Source organism: Stutzerimonas kunmingensis (assembly GCF_032106285.1).
Taxonomy (GTDB): domain Bacteria; phylum Pseudomonadota; class Gammaproteobacteria; order Pseudomonadales; family Pseudomonadaceae; genus Stutzerimonas; species Stutzerimonas kunmingensis_B.
The window spans coordinates 36210-52203 of record NZ_DAMCPO010000004.1 but is presented as its reverse complement, the minus strand read 5'-3'; the positions used below and the strand labels follow the sequence as shown (position 1 = coordinate 52203).

Here is a 15994-nt window from a genome sequence, read left to right as displayed (position 1 = left end):
GTACCAGTCGTGGCACAGCATGCGGCGGCCGGGCGATTGGCCTATGCTGGGCGCGAAACCGCCTCGAAACATCGCGGAGAACAACAAGAATGACCTCTCGCCTCAGTCAGCACGCGCATCAGGTCTTGAGCTTCGGTGACGGCACGTCCGCCAGCCAGGGCCCGGCTGCCGATCCCGCCATTGCGCGTTCCTGGCGTCGCTGCCTGGAGCAGCATCAGCTCGACCCCACCAGCCCGCGCGCGCCCTGCGTGATCGAGAGTCCGCGGCTCAATGAGCATCGCGAGCGGCTGGACCGAGTTATCGCCGTCGCCCACTGGCAAATGAACAGCCTGCACCAGCAGCTGGGCAGCAGCGGCCACGCGGTACTGCTGACCGACGCCAGCGGCGTGGTGATCGACAGCGTGGCGGATCAGGCCGAGCGCGCGGAATTCCAGCGCGCCGGGCTCTGGCTCGGGGCGGTGTGGAACGAGGCGACCGAGGGCACCAATGGCGTCGGCCTGTGCCTGCTGGAGCGCCAGGCGCTGACCATTCGGCGTGACGAGCACTTCCGTGGCCGGCACGCAGCGCTGACCTGTTCGGCGAGCCCGGTGTTCGATGCCGAAGGCGGTTTGCTTGCCGTACTCAATGTGTCGTCGGCGCGCGAAGACCTGTCGCGCCAGCGGCGCTTTCACACCATGGCGCTGACCAACCTGTCGGCCAAGCTCATCGAAAGCTGTTTCTTCCTGCAGCACTGCGAGGGCAACTACCTGCTGCGCTTCCATGCCCAGCCCGAATACATCGGCCTGCTCAGTGAAGGCCTGCTGGCGTTCGATGGCGAGGGACGGATCACCGCGATCAACGAAACCGCGCTCAACCTGCTCGCCAGTAGCCGCGAGGCGCTATTAGGCCGGCCCTTGGAAACTGTGCTCGATGTGCGTCTGGATCAGTTGCTGGAGCGTGCGCGACCGCAGCCGGGGGCTTGCTGGCCCTTGCATACCCATGACGGTCAGCGGCTGTTCTGCCAGCTGCGCGGGCCGCAGCTGCGCGTGGTTGCTGCGCCGCGCCAGGAGCCGGCCGATGTGCCGGGCCTGTGTCTGCTCGATCCGTCAATTCGCACCGGTTTCAGCCGTGCGCTGAAGGTGCTCGAGCGGGACGTGCCGGTGTTGCTGCAAGGTGAGACCGGCACCGGCAAGGAGGCATTCGCCTGCGCACTGCATCGCGCCAGCAGCCGCGCCGGTCGGCCGTTCGTGGCACTCAATTGCGCGGCGATTCCCGAGACGCTGATCGAAAGCGAACTGTTCGGCTATCGCGGCGGCAGTTTCACCGGCGCGCGGCGCGAGGGCATGGTCGGCAAGCTGGAGCAGGCCAACGGCGGGATTCTCTTTCTCGACGAGATTGGCGACATGCCGCTGGCGCTGCAGACGCGCTTGTTGCGGGTGCTGGAGGAACGCGCGGTCACTGCGCTGGGGGCTGCCGCGTCGACCGAACTGAATATCCGCCTGATCAGCGCCAGTCATCACGACCTGCGCGCGCTGGTTGCCAGCGGCGCGTTCCGCGAAGACCTGTATTACCGCCTTGGCGGGCTGATGATTGCGTTGCCACCGTTGCGCGAGCGCAGCGACAAGGCTGCGCTGCTCGATCACCTACTGGCGGAAGAAGCGCAAGGCGAATCGATCTGTCTCGAGCCGGCCGCGCGGCAAGCCTTGCTGCGCTACAGCTGGCCGGGCAACGTGCGGCAGCTGCGCAATCTGCTGCGCACGTTGGTCGCGCTGAGCGAGCAGGGGCGCATTGGGCTGGACGACGTGCTTGCCGTGCTGCCGGCCGAAATGGGCGAGGTCGAGGCACCTCGTGACCCGTTGCAGTCGGCCGAGCGCGAGGCCCTGCTCACGGTGCTACGCGAGCGGCACTGGCAGGTCAGTCGGGTGGCGGAACAGCTGGGGATCAGTCGCAATACGCTATATCGCAAGCTGCGCAAGCACGGCATCTCGCGTAACTGAACCGGCGGGCGCGATGCCCGCCGTCAGTGGGTCAGAGCGCGGTGGAGAGGGTGATCGAACCGAACTGGTCGTGTTCCTGCTGGCCTTGGAATTCGCGAGTGCGCCAGACGCTGGCGAGCGCCAGCTGCCAGCGGCTCCAGGTCAGTGCCACGCCGAGCTTGGCGTCGCCGACCCACTCGCGGCGGTCCACCGAATGGCTGTCCTCGAAGGTGTTGCCGTCCAGCAGCATGTTGTGCGCCATATAGCGGCCTTCGAGATTGGCGAAGCCGTACCAGGCGAAGTCGCCGCCGGGGCGGAAGAACTGGCTGCCGCTTTGCGCCGGCGTCACCGCGGGGATGCTGAAGCTGCGCTGCAGGTTCTGACCCAGGCGCAGACCCAGCCCGGCCGAGCCATAGCTGTATAGGTTGCCGAGGGCGAAACCGAGACTCGGGCCGTATTCCAGCTCCAGCCCGGCGAAGCGCTCCTGCAGCCACCAGCGATGCTGATAGCCCAGATTGACGAAGGGTTCGTTCTCCAGCTGGTTATCCCAGCCGTTGGGCTCGTCGCTGTCGGTTGCCTTGTGCACGGCGCGCTGCAAACGCTTGCCGCCCGCGGCCGGGCCAACGATGCCGACATCCAGGTGCAGCCCTTGCGCGGCGCGCCAGCCTTCGTACTGGGTGTCGGAAAACATCGACATGCCGGCGAACAGCAGGCCGGCGTAAGGGCGGTCGTCTTCGATCAGATTTCGGGTTTCTATTTCCTCCGGCGTGTAGATCTGATGGCCGAAGCGATAGGCGACGTTGTCGATTGCCGCTCCCGACCAGCCGGGCAGCAGATCGGCGAAGCGCCGCGTCCAGCTCTGGTCGTCCGGTTCGAAACCCCAGATGACTTCCAGGCCGTTGGTGTAGTGACCATCGCTGCCCGAGGCGATGATGTCGTTCTCCGCCTTGATGGCGAGGATGTCCGCATGGCTGACGGCGGGGGCGGTGACGGATGCGGCGAGCAGGCACAAGCACGGCAAAGAACGAGAATGCATGATTCAACTCCTGGCTTACGTTCTTGTTTGTATGTTCTTTCTCGGACCATCACCGCTTCCAGCGGTTCGCTTGTCGATCAGGGCGCGTCGTACCCGCCGTTTCTGGCCAGTCCCGCCTTGCTGACCATCTCCTGCCTGGCTTCCTGTAGCTGCTCGGCCAGCGCCACGGAAAAGCCCTGCACGGCCGACCAGCGCAGGTGGATGGCATCGACGAAGGCGGCCGGTGGGGCAACCCATTCGCGATCGGCGTTCCAGTACTGCGCTCCGGCATTCCCGGCGATGGCGGCGTTCAGCTTGGCGTCGAAGCGGCCGAGAAAGCTGCCATCGGCATCGACCTTGGCTTTCCACTGCGGGTGCAGGGGCGTGGAAACCACCAGCAGCTGGCGTTGCTCGTTCTTCAGGCGTTTCGACAGTTCGCCCAGGGCGACAAAGCAGCTGTCATCCAGCGCATCCGGTTTGTCGTAGAACAGGCCGCGATCACCCTGCGGCTCCAGCGGCCCGTCGCCGTGGCGGGTGAACACCAACGGGTCCCATTCGATTTCGTTGGCCCGCTGCGCCTTGACCGTCTGCGCATTGCGCAACAGTGAACGCGGCGAGAAGTAGCGCATGTAGTAACCCCAGCGTGAGGCCTGCTGATAAACGTAGTGATCGGCATCCTCGCGGTCGAATACCGCATCCGGCACTTTCCAGCAGCCGGCGAAGTCCAGCGGATCGACGATCATCACCACCTGGCGGACGCTCGGTTCACGATCCAGCAGCCAGTTGGCGACATAGGTCGACTGGTTGGCGTGCAGGCCGCAGAACGCACCGTTGAGCGGACGCAAGCCGGGCGTCTGCTCGATCAGCACGTCACCATCGACATGGCGCCAGGCGACCGAGGAACCGACGATCAGCAGGTTCGGATCGGCGATGGGGTTGTGCCGCAGAAAGTGCAGCTTTTCGTCCACACACAGGCTGTTGGAGAAGGCCGGTGGCGGCAGGTTGTCGGTGTGATTGAGCCAGGCGAGCAGGGCGGCAAAGCCGCCGAGCATCCCGAACAGCCCGGCGAACATGCCCAGCAGGTAGCCGGCACGTATCCGCCGCTGGTCTGCTTCGGCCCGGGCGGCAACGCCGCCCGGGCATGTATCGACGGATCTGGCCATGACTCAACGCCCTCCGAGTTTGGTCTGGATCAGTTGCGCGAAGTGGCCAACGTTCTTCAGCGATTCCAGTTCGGCGGTGCGGAACTTGATGCCGAAGCGTTGCTCGGCGGCCACGATCAGCAGCACATGGGTCTGGCTGTCCCAGCCATCGATGTCGTCGGCGGTGGTTTCGGAGGTGAGGACGATATCGTCATCGTCGAACACGTCTTGGAAGACCTGGGTCAGCGCCTGGAGAATTTCCTTTTCGTTCATGCTTGCACCTGGATGTGATGGTTGATGGGAGCGCGCGAGGCCAGCTCGTAGCGCCAGAAACTTGCATCGGCGATGGCGTTGGCAGGGGCGGGACGCTGCTCGAAGCCCAACCGCGGATAGTGTTCGGCAACCATGCCGTTGCGTTCGGTGGGGCGATATTCGCCGACCAGTGCACCCCAGCCGGCAGCCGCGGCCGCATCGGCCAGCACCTCCAGCACGGCCATCTCGACTTCACGCCCCAGCACGCGGCAGCTCATCAGCCAGCTGTCGATCAGCAGTTCGTCAGCCTCGATGGCTGCATCCGGTCGCGCCAGCACCACGCTGATCAGGCCGTTATCACCGAACTTGTCTTCCAGCCGCAGGGCCAACGCGATGGTTTGCGGATCGCTGGCCATGCGTTCGACTTCGGCTTCGGTATAGCGGCGGGTGGTGAGATTGAACTGGTTGGTCTTGTTGATCAGCTGGGTGGCGCGCGCCAGCTCGGCGGCGCCGATGCGGCTGACGTGCAGCACCATTTGCAGCCCGCGCAGGTAGCCTTCCATGTCCGTGGCCTGGTTCAGCGCGGCCTTGCGTTCGGCATTCAGCGCATAGCTGCGGCCACGCTCGGCGTCATCGGAGGTAAAGGAAACGGCCTCGAAGTAACCCGCCGCGGCGATGCGCGCGGCGTAATCGGCGACATCGTCGGGCAGTTCCGGTACGGCGACTTCCGGCAGCTCGCGGCGCACGATGTCGCGCTCGGCGGGGTTGTCGTCGACGAACACCAGGCTGTCCAGACCGATATCGAGCATGCTCGCGATGCGCCGCAGGTTGCCGGCCTTGTCTTCCCAGTTGGCGACGAAAGCTGCGATATCGCTGCGCTTGAGCGCCATTTCCGGATGTGCGAATGCCGCCTCGGCAACGTGCAGGTCGTTTTTGCTGCACACCGCGAGAATCACCCCGCGGCGCGCCAATTGCGCGGCATAACGCTGGAAGGCGAGAAACGCCTCGCCGCTGGGGCTGCCCTGGCCGAGCTGGATACCGTCGATGCCGTCATCGCCGATCACTCCGCCCCAGAGGGTGTTGTCCAGATCCAGTACCAGGCATTTGCGCGACAGCCCGGCAGTGGCCGCTGCGATACGCGCAAAGTCCTCGCCATATAGCGGTGCCAGAGTCGGGCTGATCAGCTGCTTGGCCTGGTGCCAGCGCACCGGCTCGGCCAGGCCGTCGCCATAGGCGGCTGCGTGCCAGGCCAGATCGAGCAGCAGCACGCCTTCCTCGCGGGCAGCGGCTCGGATGGCGCCATTCAACCGTTCGATGACTGCCCGTGGCGAAGCCGGCACCAGTGCTTCGTAAGAGCCGAACAATGGCGGCGTGACCGGCACCAGCGTTTGCTGCACCACCTGCGCGGCATATCGCTCGCGGGCCCGGCGCCAGAGCATGCGCAGCTCATCGACGCGTTCCGCCACGGCGGCATCCACCTCCGCCTGGCTTGTCTGCAAGGGCAGTTGCAGCGGCGCGTCATGGGCGTCTAGCGCCAGCAGTACCAGTTGTGGGGCGAAGGCGTTCAGCGCCGGGTCATCGGCCAGCAGCGCCTGGCGATACATGCCGTAGGGCGCAACATGCAGCGACAGCGCCAGGCGCCGTTGCAGTCCGGCCACGCGAATGGCCGGCAACAGGTGATCGACCGTATGCGAGGACAGCAATGCCACCCGCAGTGGCGTCAGGCGTGCCGCCGCGGCGTGCTGCGCGATGCCGACGGCAGCCAGCTTGTCCAGTCGCGTGGTGAGGGTGAAATCCCGTTGATGAGCGGCCAGCTTGACGGCTTCATGCAGCCGCTGCAGCGGATCTTCGATGCGTTTGGCTTGGCCGATGGCACCGGATAGGTCCGGGTGTGTCGGCAGCCAGGAGAGCTGTTGCATACCTGGGACTCCTTGTCGTGGTCAGAACTGGAAGTAGAGGAACTCCGTCGGTGCCATGGAGAAGGCGATCGCCAGGGCGAAGAAACCAAGCACGCCTACTGCCATGCCGTGGATCGCCGTCGGCCGCCAGGCGCTGACCGGCAGCAGCCGTTCGGTCCAGTGCGGCTGGGGCTGGAAGTTGAGCGCGGTGCGGAAGTGGCCCATCCACTGCTGCACGTTGGGCATGCCCCAGACGAACACCAGCAGCGCCGCGATATAGACGAAGTCGGAGCGATCCATCGCCGTGCTGGTCGGGCTCAGGCCGAGCATGCCGGCAAGGATCGCCATGGCGGTCGGCACGTCGCTGGCGCGGAAGAACACCATCGCCACCACCACGCAGCCAAAGGTCAGCGCGACGGCCGCGGCCTTGTGCCACCAGATTTCGCTGTCCAGCTTCCAGCCCTGACGGGCCTTCCAGGCACGCCAGCCGTGGGCGACCACAAGATAGAAGCCGTGCAGCAGGCCGAAGGCGACGAAGCGCCAGCCGGCGCCGTGCCAGATGCCGGAAATGAACATGGTGAAGACGGTGGGGTAGGCGACCAGCGCAAAGAAAGTGCCGGCGGTCATCTTGCCCCGCCGCGGCTGCGGCTTGCCGGCCGCCATGCGCGCGCGGGTCACGCGCAGCACGATGGGGTTGTAGATGTAGGCGGTGAGAAAACGCGTCAGCGTCATGTGCCAGCGCGCCCAGTAGTCGATGACGTTGCGCGCCTTGAACGGGCTGTTGAAGTTGGCGGGTAGGCTGATGCCGAACAGCAGCGCCAGCCCGATGGCCATGTCGCTGTAGCCGGAGAAGTCGAAATAGATCTGCAGCGTGTAGGTCAGCGCGCCGGTCCAGGCATCGTAGAACGCCGGGATGGTGCCGTCGGCGGCCAGGCTGAAGACCGGCGTGGCTTTCAGCGCGAGGGTGTCGGCGATCACCACCTTCTTGAACAGACCGAGCAGAAACACCGTGGCACCCAGCGACAGGTTGTCGATGCGCGCGCGGAAGCTGTCGCGGTCGTTGAACTGCGCAAGCATTTCAGCGTGGTGGGTGATCGGTCCGGCGATCAGCTGCGGAAAGAAGCTGATGAACAGGCAGTAGTTGGCGAAGTCGTGTTCTTCCACCACGCCGTCATGGGCATCGACCAGGTAGGCGATCTGCTGGAAGGTGAAGAAGGAGATCGCCAGCGGCAGGATGATGTCTTCCACCCGCCAACCGAGATCCAGCGCCGCGTCCAGCGTGCCGAGCAGGAAGCCGGTGTATTTGTAGTAGACCAGCAGCAACACGTTGGCCGCGACCGCCAGCCCGAGCACCAGACGTGAGGGGTGCCGGCGCAGGTAGCCACCGAGCAGATAGTTGACCAGCATGCTGCCGACCAGCAGCGGTACGTAGACCGGGTTCCACCAGCCGTAGAACACCAACGAGACGACGGTCAGCCAGATCACCGCGAGCCGCTGTCGGCCCGATCCGGTCAGCACAAAGAATCCAATCAGCACCACCGGAAGAAAGCCGGCGATGAATTCCACCGAATTGAAAAGCATCTTCCCTATTCCCTGCTCAGCGTTCGTGCATTGCTGCTCAGGCCGCCGGCGAGGCGGGGCGAGTCATCCATTCAGTCCTGGCGCCACGCGACCGACGATCCATCCTGGTCGGCGTTGCGACACCTTCGGTCCATCAGTGGCTGCTCGCTCGGGTCTCGGCCACCTTGGCCGGCTTCCCCTGAGCTCCTATGGCTCGGACGTGAAGGTGTAAAAAAAGTTTCAGCGCTTGTTGCACCGCCGAGCGCTTTATTGCCGCAGGTCAAAAGGTCCCCGGCAGGCGTGGCCTGCAGCCCCTTTCCGTCGGTCGGGAAGGTTCCCGGAATTCTTTAAAGGCTCTGAAGGTTCGAGCGCGAACGAGCTGCTGGCGTAGTTGACCGAGCGTGGACAGGTGCCGGCCCGCTTAGCGGACGCTGCTCAACCCTGCGCTGCTGCGCGCGCGCTGAACGCTTCTCGACGCGGCGGCAGGCGGTTCGACCTTGCGTTGCAGGTGGCGCACGGTGCGCTTGAGGCGCTGCACCTTGTCTTCCAGCTGGAAGACCTTGCGGTTGTTATAGAACATGCCCAGCACGAACCCCACCGAAGTGAAGACCAGGCCATAGATGAGTGCGGCTTCATAGAGATAGCTGGAAAACATCCTGTCGTCCTCTGCGGGTAGTGGCCTACGCTCGTCGAGCGAATCAACCCGGAATGGGCTGATGCCAATCTGCCTTTATGTGACAGGGCGCACATTGAAAACGTTCCCGCTGCGATGGCTGCGTCAGATGTCTAGCAGCGAACTCTCCAGCAGAGCGGTCGTCCCATTTTCTAGACCGCACATTTCACTGATTGGGGAAACATCGATGGCCATGCTGGACACCCGCGGTATCGGGGCCGTGACCTTGCTCAAGCGTACGTTCAAGGAATTCGGCAACGACGACATGTCGACCTATGCCTCGGCGCTGGCATACCGCGGCCTGTTCTCGATGTTTCCGTTCCTGCTGTTTCTTATCGCCTTGCTCGGCTTTCTCGATCTGCAGAATTTCTTCGACTGGTTGCGCATGCAGGCCGAGCTGGCCTTGCCGCCGATGGCGATGGAGCAGATCAATCCGGTCATTGACCAGTTGCAGGAACAGAAGGCGGGGCTGCTGTCGTTCGGTATCGTCGTGGCGCTGTGGACGGCCTCGGTCGGTTTTCGCTCGCTGATGAATGCGATGAACCGCGCCTACGACGTGGAGGAGGGGCGACCGAGCTGGAAGCTGATCCTGCTTTCGTTGGCCTATACCGTGGGCATCGCCGTGCTGCTGCTGTTGTCGGCCGGGCTGATGATCGTCGGGCCGCAGGTGATGGAGTGGCTGGCTTCGCAGGTCGGCCTGAAGGACGTCGTCGTGCTGCTCTGGACCTGGCTGCGCTGGCCGGTGATTGTGCTCATGCTGATGCTGGTGGTGGCGCTGCTGTACTACGTGGCGCCGGATGTGAAGCAGGAGTTTCGCTTCATCACGCCGGGCTCGGTGCTAGCCGTGCTGGTGTGGATTCTGGCCTCGATCGCGTTCGGCATCTATGTGCAGAACTTCGCCGACTACAACGCGACCTACGGCAGCATCGGCGCCATCATCGTCTTGCTGCTTTATCTGTACATCTCATCGGCAGTGCTGCTGTTCGGTGCCGAACTCAATGCGGTGATCGAACACGCTTCGGTCGAAGGCAAGGACCCGGGCGAGAAGGCGCCGGACGCCTGAGACGCCGTCTGGCGCTCCGCTGCGAACAACCCTTCTACGTAACGGTCATCTATTTCATTACAGAATTATTCCGCAGGGATTGCGGAGCATGCCGCTGACGCGCGACGTGCCCGGCGAGGCCGGAGTTCTGCTATGGGACCGACGGAGAAGTACCTTGCATATCGCGGATATGACCATGTTCTACGCGCCCGCCAGTGGTGGCGTGCGCACCTACCTCGAGGCGAAGCATCGCAGGCTGCAGCTTTACTCCGGCGTGCGGCACAGCATTCTGGTGCCGGGCGGTGACTACAGTCACAACGACGGCCTCTATGAGGTGCCGGCGCCGATCCTGCCTTTCGGCAAGGGCTACCGCTTTCCGATCCGCCGCGCGCCCTGGCGCAATCTGCTGCGTTCGCTGCGTCCCGATCTGATCGAGGTCGGCGATCCCTACATGACCGCATGGGCGGCACTGGATGCGGGGCGTCGGCTCAATGTTCCGGTCATTGGTTTCTATCACTCCGACCTGCCACTGCTGGTCAGCAACCGCATTGGCAGCTGGCTGGGCACCAACCTCAATGGCTACGTTTCAAAGCTGTACGGCAGCTTCGATCGGGTGTTGGCACCCAGCGAAGTGATGGCCGACAAGCTCTTGCACCTCGGCGTGAAGAACGTCTTCGTGCAGCCCCTGGGGGTTGATCTGGACACCTTCTGCCCCGAGCGCCGCGACCCCGATCTGCGCCGCGAGCTGGGCCTGGCCGACGACACCCGGCTGATGATCTTTGCCGGGCGCGGTTCGCGGGAGAAGAACCTGCACGTTCTGCTGGAAACCGCGCGCCAGCTCGGCAAGCCGTACCACCTGTTGCTGGTGGGTTCGAGCATGCCGCAGCGGGTGCCGGACAACGTCACGGTGATCGACCGCTTCTGTTGTGCCAGCGAAGTGGCGCGCTACATGGCCAGTAGCGATGTGCTGTTGCATGCCGGTAATCAGGAGACCTTCGGCCTGGTGGCGCTCGAAGCCATGGCCAGCGGTATTCCGGTGATCGCCGCGCGTGCCGGTGCGTTGCCGGAGCTGGTGCCGTTCTACACCGGGCGCCTGTGTCGGCCGCTCGACCCGAGGGCCATGGCGCATGCCGTGCGCGAGCTGTTCGAAGACGATCCGCGACTGCTCGGACAGCAGGCGCGCCAGCATGTCGAGGCGCATCATGCCTGGGATGCCGTGGTGGCGGGGTTACTCGCCCATTATCACGCGGTGCTCGGCACAGCGGACCTGCCGGTAGCCGTACATGGCTGAGGCTGCTCTGACGCTGGTACTGCACGACGTGGCCGCGGAAACCTGGCCGGCCTACCGGCCCTTCGTCGAGGCGGTGGACGCCATCGGCGGTGTACCGATTACCTGGCTGGTGGTCCCGGACTTTCATCAGCGCAATCCGCTGGAGCGACAGCCGGAGTTTTGCCGGCTGCTGGACCAGCGTGTGCAGCGCGGTGACGAACTGGTGCTGCACGGCTGCTACCACGCCGATCTCGAGCCCGCGCCGAAGACGCCGCGGGACTGGTTCATGCGCCGGGTGTACACCCATGAAGGCGAGTTCTATGGCCTTGACGAACGGGCTGCTGGTGAACGGCTGGCGCATGGCCTGGAGCTGTTCCGGCGCCAGCGATGGCCGCTGAATGGCTTCGTCGCACCCGCCTGGCTGATGAGCGAGGGCACGCGGCGTGTACTGGCCGACAGCGGGCTGACCTATACCAGTGATCCAGGCCATCTTTACCTGTTGCCGGATTTCACTCCAATCGTCGCTCCTGGCTTGGTCTGGAGCGCTCGCAGCGCCTGGCGGCGCGGTGTGTCCTGGCTGGTCAGCGAACGTCAGTTGCGCCAGAGTCGACAGGCGCCATTGCTGCGATTGGGCCTGCATCCGGTGGATATGCGCCACGAGTTCTCCCGCCGCTATTGGCTCGATGTGCTCGAACGGATGCTGCGGGACGGCAGGACACCGCTGACCAAGATCGACTGGCTGCGCCAGTACCGCCAGACGAGCGCCGTGGCATGAACCGCCGCTGGTGGTTGCTGGGCGGTGCCTTGCTCGCGGCGGCCATGGTGCCGCTTCTGCTTGGCGGTACCGGCCTGTTCGAACGACTGCGCCACTTTCCGGGTAGCCTGTTGGCCACCATGCTCGGCATGGTGCTGGTCGGCTGGAATCTGAATGCGCTGCGCCTACGCCTGTTGCTCGGGCGTCGAAAGCTGGGCCAGCGCCGCGCATTCGGCATCGTCGTCGCCACCGAATTCGCCATCTGCGCGACCCCTGGTGGTGCCGGTGGGCCGCTGACCCTGATGGCGCTGCTCATGCGCCAGGGCGTGGCGCCGGCCAAGGGCACGGCGACCTATGCCGTGGAGCAGCTGAGCGATCTGCTGTTCTTCGCCTGCGCCCTGGTCGGCGTGCTGTTCTATGCACTGACCCACAAGCTCAACACGCATATCGCCAGCCTGCTGGGCTTCAGCGTCGCGCTATTGATCGGTGTGATGGTGCTGCTGGCGCTGCTCGGGCGTTTCCACCGGCAGGTATTTCTGCTCAATGGCTGGCTGGTTGGCCGGCTCGGCATGAAGCCGTCACGCAAGCGCCGTTGGGCACGCAAGGTGCTGGGCTTCCGTAATGCGCTGGTCGACTGTTTTCGCCTGCCGCGTCGTCTTCTGTTGGCGGTGTTCGGGTTGACCACACTGCACTGGCTGCTGCGCTTCAGCGTGCTCTATCTGACGCTGCGTGGTCTGGGCGGCGAGCTGGCGTGGGCCTGGACCTTTCTCGTCCAGCTGCTGGCGCTGACTGCGGGGCAGCTGAGCCTGCTGCCTGGGGGGGCGGGTAGTGCCGAACTGGCGTCGGCCGCGCTGCTGACGCCGATGGTGGGCAAGTCGACGACGGCAGCGGCGATTCTGATCTGGCGCTTCGTGACCTATTACTTCTACCTCATCGTGGGCGCGCCGGTGTTCCTGCACCTGGCAGGGCGACCGTTGCTGCGCCGCCTGGTCCCTTCGCGCCATGCGTGAGCCGCTCTGTTCCGATGGCCGGGGAAACTAACGCTTCGCGCGGGCGGTCCACCCTATGTCACCAATGAGAAGCCAGGAGTTCGCCATGAGCAGTACTGAAGACAAGGTCAAGGGCAACACCAACGAAGCCGTCGGCAAGATCAAGCAAGGCGTGGGTGAGGCGACCGATAACGAGCGCATGAAGGGCGAAGGCCAGCGCCAGGAAGTCAAGGGCGAGGCCCAGCAGGTCAAGGGTGATGTGAAAGACACCCTGAAGAAAGGCGTCGACAAGGCCTGATCTGCCGACGTTCTTGCGGCAGTACAAATGAAAATGCCCGCATCGCTGCGGGCATTTTTTTGTCTGGCTTCGGCTGGCGATCAGCGCTCCAGATACTGCAGTTTGTCCTTCACGCCGTCCCACTCTTCGGCATCGGCCAGGGCGTCTTTCTTCTCGGTGATGTTCGGCCAGACTTCCGCCAGATCTGCATTGAGCTCGATGAACTCCTGCTGATCCTCCGGTACCTCGTCTTCAGAGAAGATCGCCTGGGCCGGGCACTCCGGCTCGCACAGTGCGCAGTCGATGCACTCGTCCGGGTGAATCACCAGAAAGTTCGGGCCTTCGTAGAAGCAGTCCACCGGGCAGACTTCCACGCAATCGGTGTATTTGCACTTGATGCAGTTGTCGGTGACGACGAAGGTCATGTCTAGCTATCTCCTCAGGCGTGTCAGGTAGGCGTTACGGTGACGCCCCTGCGAGTAGGCGGCACAGGCAAATGCCGCTTATCAAAAAAATGCGCGCGATTCTAGCAGCTTTCGCGGCGTATCAAATGCGAGTTTTCAAGCTGTATAGCAGGTCCAGCGCCTGGCGCGGCGTCACATCATCGGGATTGATCCGTGCCAATTCCTCGAGCACCGGATGCGGCAGGCTGGCGAACAGGTCGCTCTGCATTGGCGGTGCCGGCTGGCCGGGCGCTATTCTCGGCGCTTCGTGGGGCAGGCTGGTGGTTTCCAGCCGCGACAGATGGTCGCGTGCACGCTGGATGACCTCGCCCGGCACGCCGGCCAGTTGCGCCACCGCCAGGCCGTAGCTCTGACTCGCCGGCCCTGGCAGCACATGGTGCAGGAAGACGATGCGCTCGTTGTGCTCGGTAGCGGAAAGGTGGACGTTGGCCACGACCGGCTCGCTTTCCGGCAGCACGGTCAGTTCGAAGTAGTGGGTGGCGAACAGGGTAAAGGCGCGCAGCTTGGCGAGGTGCTCGGCTGCCGCCCAGGCCAGCGAGAGGCCGTCGAAGGTGCTGGTGCCGCGACCGACTTCGTCCATCAGTACCAGACTGCGATCACTGGCGTTGTGCAGGATATTCGCGGTTTCGCTCATTTCCACCATGAAGGTGGAGCGCCCGCCGGCGAGATCGTCCGATGAGCCGATGCGGGTGAAGATGCGGTCCACCAGCGACAGCTCGCAAGCCGCGGCCGGGACGAAGCTGCCGATCTGTGCCAGCAGCACGATCAGCGCGGTCTGGCGCATGTAGGTCGATTTACCGCCCATGTTCGGCCCGGTGATGACCAGCATGCGGGTAGCGTCGTCGAGGCCCAGGTCGTTGGCGACGAAAGGCGTCTCCAATACCTGCTCGACCACCGGGTGGCGACCCTGCTCGATGCGCATGCACGGCTGCTCGACGAAGCGCGGGCGATTCAGATCGAGATTCAGCGCCCGCTCGGCGAGGTTGCTCAGCACGTCCAGTTCGGCCAGTGCGGCGGCGCTTTCCTGCAGCGGCGCCAGGTGGCCGATGAGCATTTCCAGCAGCTCGTCGTAGAGCAGTTTTTCGCGGGCGAGGGCGCGGCTCTTGGCCGACAGCGCCTTGTCCTCGAACTCCTTGAGCTCAGGGGTGATGAAGCGCTCGGCGCCCTTGAGCGTCTGCCGGCGGATGTAGTCGGCTGGCGCCGATTCGGCCTGTTTGCTCGGCAGCTCGATGAAGTAGCCGTGCACGCGGTTGTAGCCGACCTTGAGGTTGGCCAGTCCGGTACGGGCCTTCTCGCGGGTTTCCAGGTCCATCAGGTACTGTCCGGCGTTCTCGGAAAGCGACTGCAGCTCATCCAGCTCGGCGTCGTAGCCGGTCTTCAGTACGCCGCCGTCGCGGATCACCGCCGGCGGGTTGTCGATGATGGCGCGGGCCAGCAGTTCGGCCAGCTCCGGGTAGGTGCTGATGCTTTTCGCCAGTTCCAGCAGATGCGGTGCCACCAGGTCCTGCATGCCGGCCTGCAGCTGCGGCAGTGCGGCCAAGGCATCGCGCAGGCGCGCCAGGTCGCGCGGGCGGGCGTTGCGCAGGCCGATCCGGGCGAGGATGCGTTCCAGGTCGCCGATGTCCTTGAGCTGCGGCTGTAGCTGCTCGAAGCGGTAATGCTCGAGCAGGCAGGTGATCGAGTCCTGGCGCGCTTCGAGAGTCTCGCGGTTGCGCAGCGGGCGGTTCAGCCAGCGGGTCAGCAGGCGCGAGCCCATGGCGGTCTGGCAGCGGTCCATGACCGATTGCAGCGTGTTCTCGCGGCCGCCGGCCAGATTGACGTCTAGCTCCAGGTTGCGCCGGCTGGCGCCGTCGAGGATCACCGTGTCGTCGAGGCGCTCGTGACGCAGGCTGCGCAGGTGGGGCAGGGCGGTGCGCTGGGTTTCCTTAGCGTAGGCAAGCAGGCAGCCGGCGGCGCCGATGGCCAGCGTCAGGTTCTCGCAGCCGAAGCCCTTGAGGTCCTGGGTGGAGAACTGCTGGCAGAGGCTCTTGAATGCCGAATCGCGATCGAAATCCCAGGGCGCGCGACGGCGCACACCGCGGCGTTTTTCCAGTGGCAGACCCTGCGGCCAATCGTCGGGGATCAGCAGTTCCGCCGGGCTTAGGCGCTCCAGTTCCGCGAGCAGGGTTTCCCAGCCCTTGAGTTCCTGCACGCTGAAGCGGCCGCTGGCGATGTCCAGCACCGACAGGCCGAACAGGCGCTCATCACCGACCACCGCAGCCAGCAGGTTGTCGCGACGCTCGTCGAGCAATGCCTCGTCGCTCACCGTGCCAGGGGTGATGATGCGCACCACCTGGCGCTCCACCGGCCCTTTGCTGGTGGCCGGATCGCCGATCTGCTCGCAGATCACCACCGACTCGCCAAGCTTCACCAGCCGCGCCAGATAACCCTCGGCGGAATGGAACGGAATGCCTGCCATCGGGATCGCCGTGCCCGCCGACTGCCCACGCGCGGTCAGGGTGATGTCGAGCAGCGCGGCGGCTTTCTTGGCATCGTCGTAGAACAGCTCATAGAAGTCGCCCATGCGGTAGAACATCAGCTGGTCCGGATGCTCGCGCTTGAGTCTCCAATATTGCTGCATCATCGGCGTGTGCTTGGAGAGGTCAGAAATTTCTTTATTCATCAAAGACTTATGGCGGTACGGCAAAAGTAATGGGGCAAATT

14 protein-coding genes are annotated in these 15994 nt (G+C 64.4%); 6 read left to right on the top strand and 8 right to left on the bottom strand.

What is annotated here, in order from left to right; genetic code table 11:
- The first annotated feature begins 89 nt into the window (after positions 1-89).
- Positions 90-1976: a sigma-54-dependent Fis family transcriptional regulator gene (locus RT582_RS04500; protein WP_313476706.1), complete on the top strand. Its 1887-nt coding sequence runs from the start codon at positions 90-92 to the stop codon at positions 1974-1976.
- Between the two features lie 31 nt (positions 1977-2007).
- On the opposite strand, the gene RT582_RS04495 is transcribed toward RT582_RS04500, so the two are convergent.
- The 6 genes from RT582_RS04495 to RT582_RS04470 form a co-directional block, all read right to left on the bottom strand.
- Complete coding sequence (locus RT582_RS04495; protein WP_313476703.1) at positions 2008-2991, bottom strand: lipid A deacylase LpxR family protein; 984 nt, start codon at positions 2989-2991, stop codon at positions 2008-2010.
- Between the two features lie 77 nt (positions 2992-3068).
- Positions 3069-4133: a hypothetical protein gene (locus tag RT582_RS04490; RefSeq protein ID WP_313476700.1), complete on the bottom strand. Its 1065-nt coding sequence runs from the start codon at positions 4131-4133 to the stop codon at positions 3069-3071.
- Positions 4134-4136: 3 nt separating this feature from the next.
- On the bottom strand, positions 4137-4385 hold the full coding sequence (locus RT582_RS04485; RefSeq protein ID WP_014819840.1) for an acyl carrier protein: 249 nt from the start codon (positions 4383-4385) through the stop codon (positions 4137-4139).
- Complete coding sequence (locus RT582_RS04480) at positions 4382-6283, bottom strand: HAD-IIIC family phosphatase (protein WP_313476697.1); 1902 nt, start codon at positions 6281-6283, stop codon at positions 4382-4384. The genes RT582_RS04485 and RT582_RS04480 overlap by 4 nt, the downstream gene beginning before the upstream one ends.
- A gap of 21 nt (positions 6284-6304) precedes the next feature.
- Positions 6305-7843, bottom strand: coding sequence for an MBOAT family O-acyltransferase (locus RT582_RS04475; protein WP_313476695.1), 1539 nt, complete (start codon positions 7841-7843; stop codon positions 6305-6307).
- Positions 7844-8243: 400 nt separating this feature from the next.
- Positions 8244-8477 carry a hypothetical protein gene (locus tag RT582_RS04470; protein ID WP_015277635.1) on the bottom strand — a complete coding sequence of 78 codons (234 nt, stop codon included), beginning with the start codon at positions 8475-8477 and terminating at the stop codon, positions 8244-8246.
- Between the two features lie 205 nt (positions 8478-8682).
- Between RT582_RS04470 and RT582_RS04465 the strand changes: the two genes are divergently transcribed.
- From RT582_RS04465 to RT582_RS04445, 5 genes are all read left to right on the top strand, one after another.
- Entirely contained in the window at positions 8683-9558 is an 876-nt protein-coding gene (locus RT582_RS04465; protein ID WP_090519019.1) for a YihY/virulence factor BrkB family protein, read from the top strand.
- Positions 9559-9712: 154 nt separating this feature from the next.
- The gene (locus tag RT582_RS04460) at positions 9713-10828 is read left to right on the top strand and encodes a glycosyltransferase family 4 protein (RefSeq protein WP_041013530.1); all 1116 of its coding nucleotides are present in this window, start codon (positions 9713-9715) and stop codon (positions 10826-10828) included.
- Positions 10821-11582 (top strand): DUF2334 domain-containing protein, encoded by a 762-nt coding sequence (locus RT582_RS04455; RefSeq protein ID WP_313476693.1) that lies wholly within the window; start codon positions 10821-10823, stop codon positions 11580-11582. The genes RT582_RS04460 and RT582_RS04455 overlap by 8 nt, the downstream gene beginning before the upstream one ends.
- Positions 11579-12571, top strand: a complete 993-nt coding sequence (locus RT582_RS04450; protein WP_046622285.1) for a lysylphosphatidylglycerol synthase transmembrane domain-containing protein — start codon at positions 11579-11581, stop codon at positions 12569-12571. Before RT582_RS04455 ends, RT582_RS04450 begins: the two co-directional genes overlap by 4 nt.
- A gap of 85 nt (positions 12572-12656) precedes the next feature.
- On the top strand, positions 12657-12848 hold the full coding sequence (locus RT582_RS04445) for a CsbD family protein (protein WP_179484524.1): 192 nt from the start codon (positions 12657-12659) through the stop codon (positions 12846-12848).
- 80 nt (positions 12849-12928) lie between these two features.
- Here RT582_RS04445 and fdxA read toward each other — a convergent pair whose 3' ends face one another.
- Together fdxA and mutS are read right to left on the bottom strand one after the other, a co-directional pair.
- Positions 12929-13252 (bottom strand): ferredoxin FdxA, encoded by a 324-nt coding sequence (gene fdxA / locus RT582_RS04440; RefSeq protein WP_003285709.1) that lies wholly within the window; start codon positions 13250-13252, stop codon positions 12929-12931.
- Between the two features lie 121 nt (positions 13253-13373).
- Positions 13374-15953, bottom strand: a complete 2580-nt coding sequence (mutS, locus tag RT582_RS04435; protein WP_313476689.1) for a DNA mismatch repair protein MutS — start codon at positions 15951-15953, stop codon at positions 13374-13376.
- Between the last annotated feature and the right edge of the window lie 41 nt (positions 15954-15994).

Coding starts and splice junctions, on each gene's coding strand:
- RT582_RS04500 (WP_313476706.1), top strand. CDS start 90: ATGACCTCTCGCCTCAGTCAGCACGCGCATCAGGTCTTGAGCTTCGGT.
- RT582_RS04495 (WP_313476703.1), bottom strand. CDS start 2,991: ATGCATTCTCGTTCTTTGCCGTGCTTGTGCCTGCTCGCCGCATCCGTC.
- RT582_RS04490 (WP_313476700.1), bottom strand. CDS start 4,133: ATGGCCAGATCCGTCGATACATGCCCGGGCGGCGTTGCCGCCCGGGCC.
- RT582_RS04485 (WP_014819840.1), bottom strand. CDS start 4,385: ATGAACGAAAAGGAAATTCTCCAGGCGCTGACCCAGGTCTTCCAAGAC.
- RT582_RS04480 (WP_313476697.1), bottom strand. CDS start 6,283: ATGCAACAGCTCTCCTGGCTGCCGACACACCCGGACCTATCCGGTGCC.
- RT582_RS04475 (WP_313476695.1), bottom strand. CDS start 7,843: ATGCTTTTCAATTCGGTGGAATTCATCGCCGGCTTTCTTCCGGTGGTG.
- RT582_RS04470 (WP_015277635.1), bottom strand. CDS start 8,477: ATGTTTTCCAGCTATCTCTATGAAGCCGCACTCATCTATGGCCTGGTC.
- RT582_RS04465 (WP_090519019.1), top strand. CDS start 8,683: ATGGCCATGCTGGACACCCGCGGTATCGGGGCCGTGACCTTGCTCAAG.
- RT582_RS04455 (WP_313476693.1), top strand. CDS start 10,821: ATGGCTGAGGCTGCTCTGACGCTGGTACTGCACGACGTGGCCGCGGAA.
- RT582_RS04450 (WP_046622285.1), top strand. CDS start 11,579: ATGAACCGCCGCTGGTGGTTGCTGGGCGGTGCCTTGCTCGCGGCGGCC.
- RT582_RS04445 (WP_179484524.1), top strand. CDS start 12,657: ATGAGCAGTACTGAAGACAAGGTCAAGGGCAACACCAACGAAGCCGTC.
- fdxA (WP_003285709.1), bottom strand. CDS start 13,252: ATGACCTTCGTCGTCACCGACAACTGCATCAAGTGCAAATACACCGAT.
- mutS (WP_313476689.1), bottom strand. CDS start 15,953: ATGAATAAAGAAATTTCTGACCTCTCCAAGCACACGCCGATGATGCAG.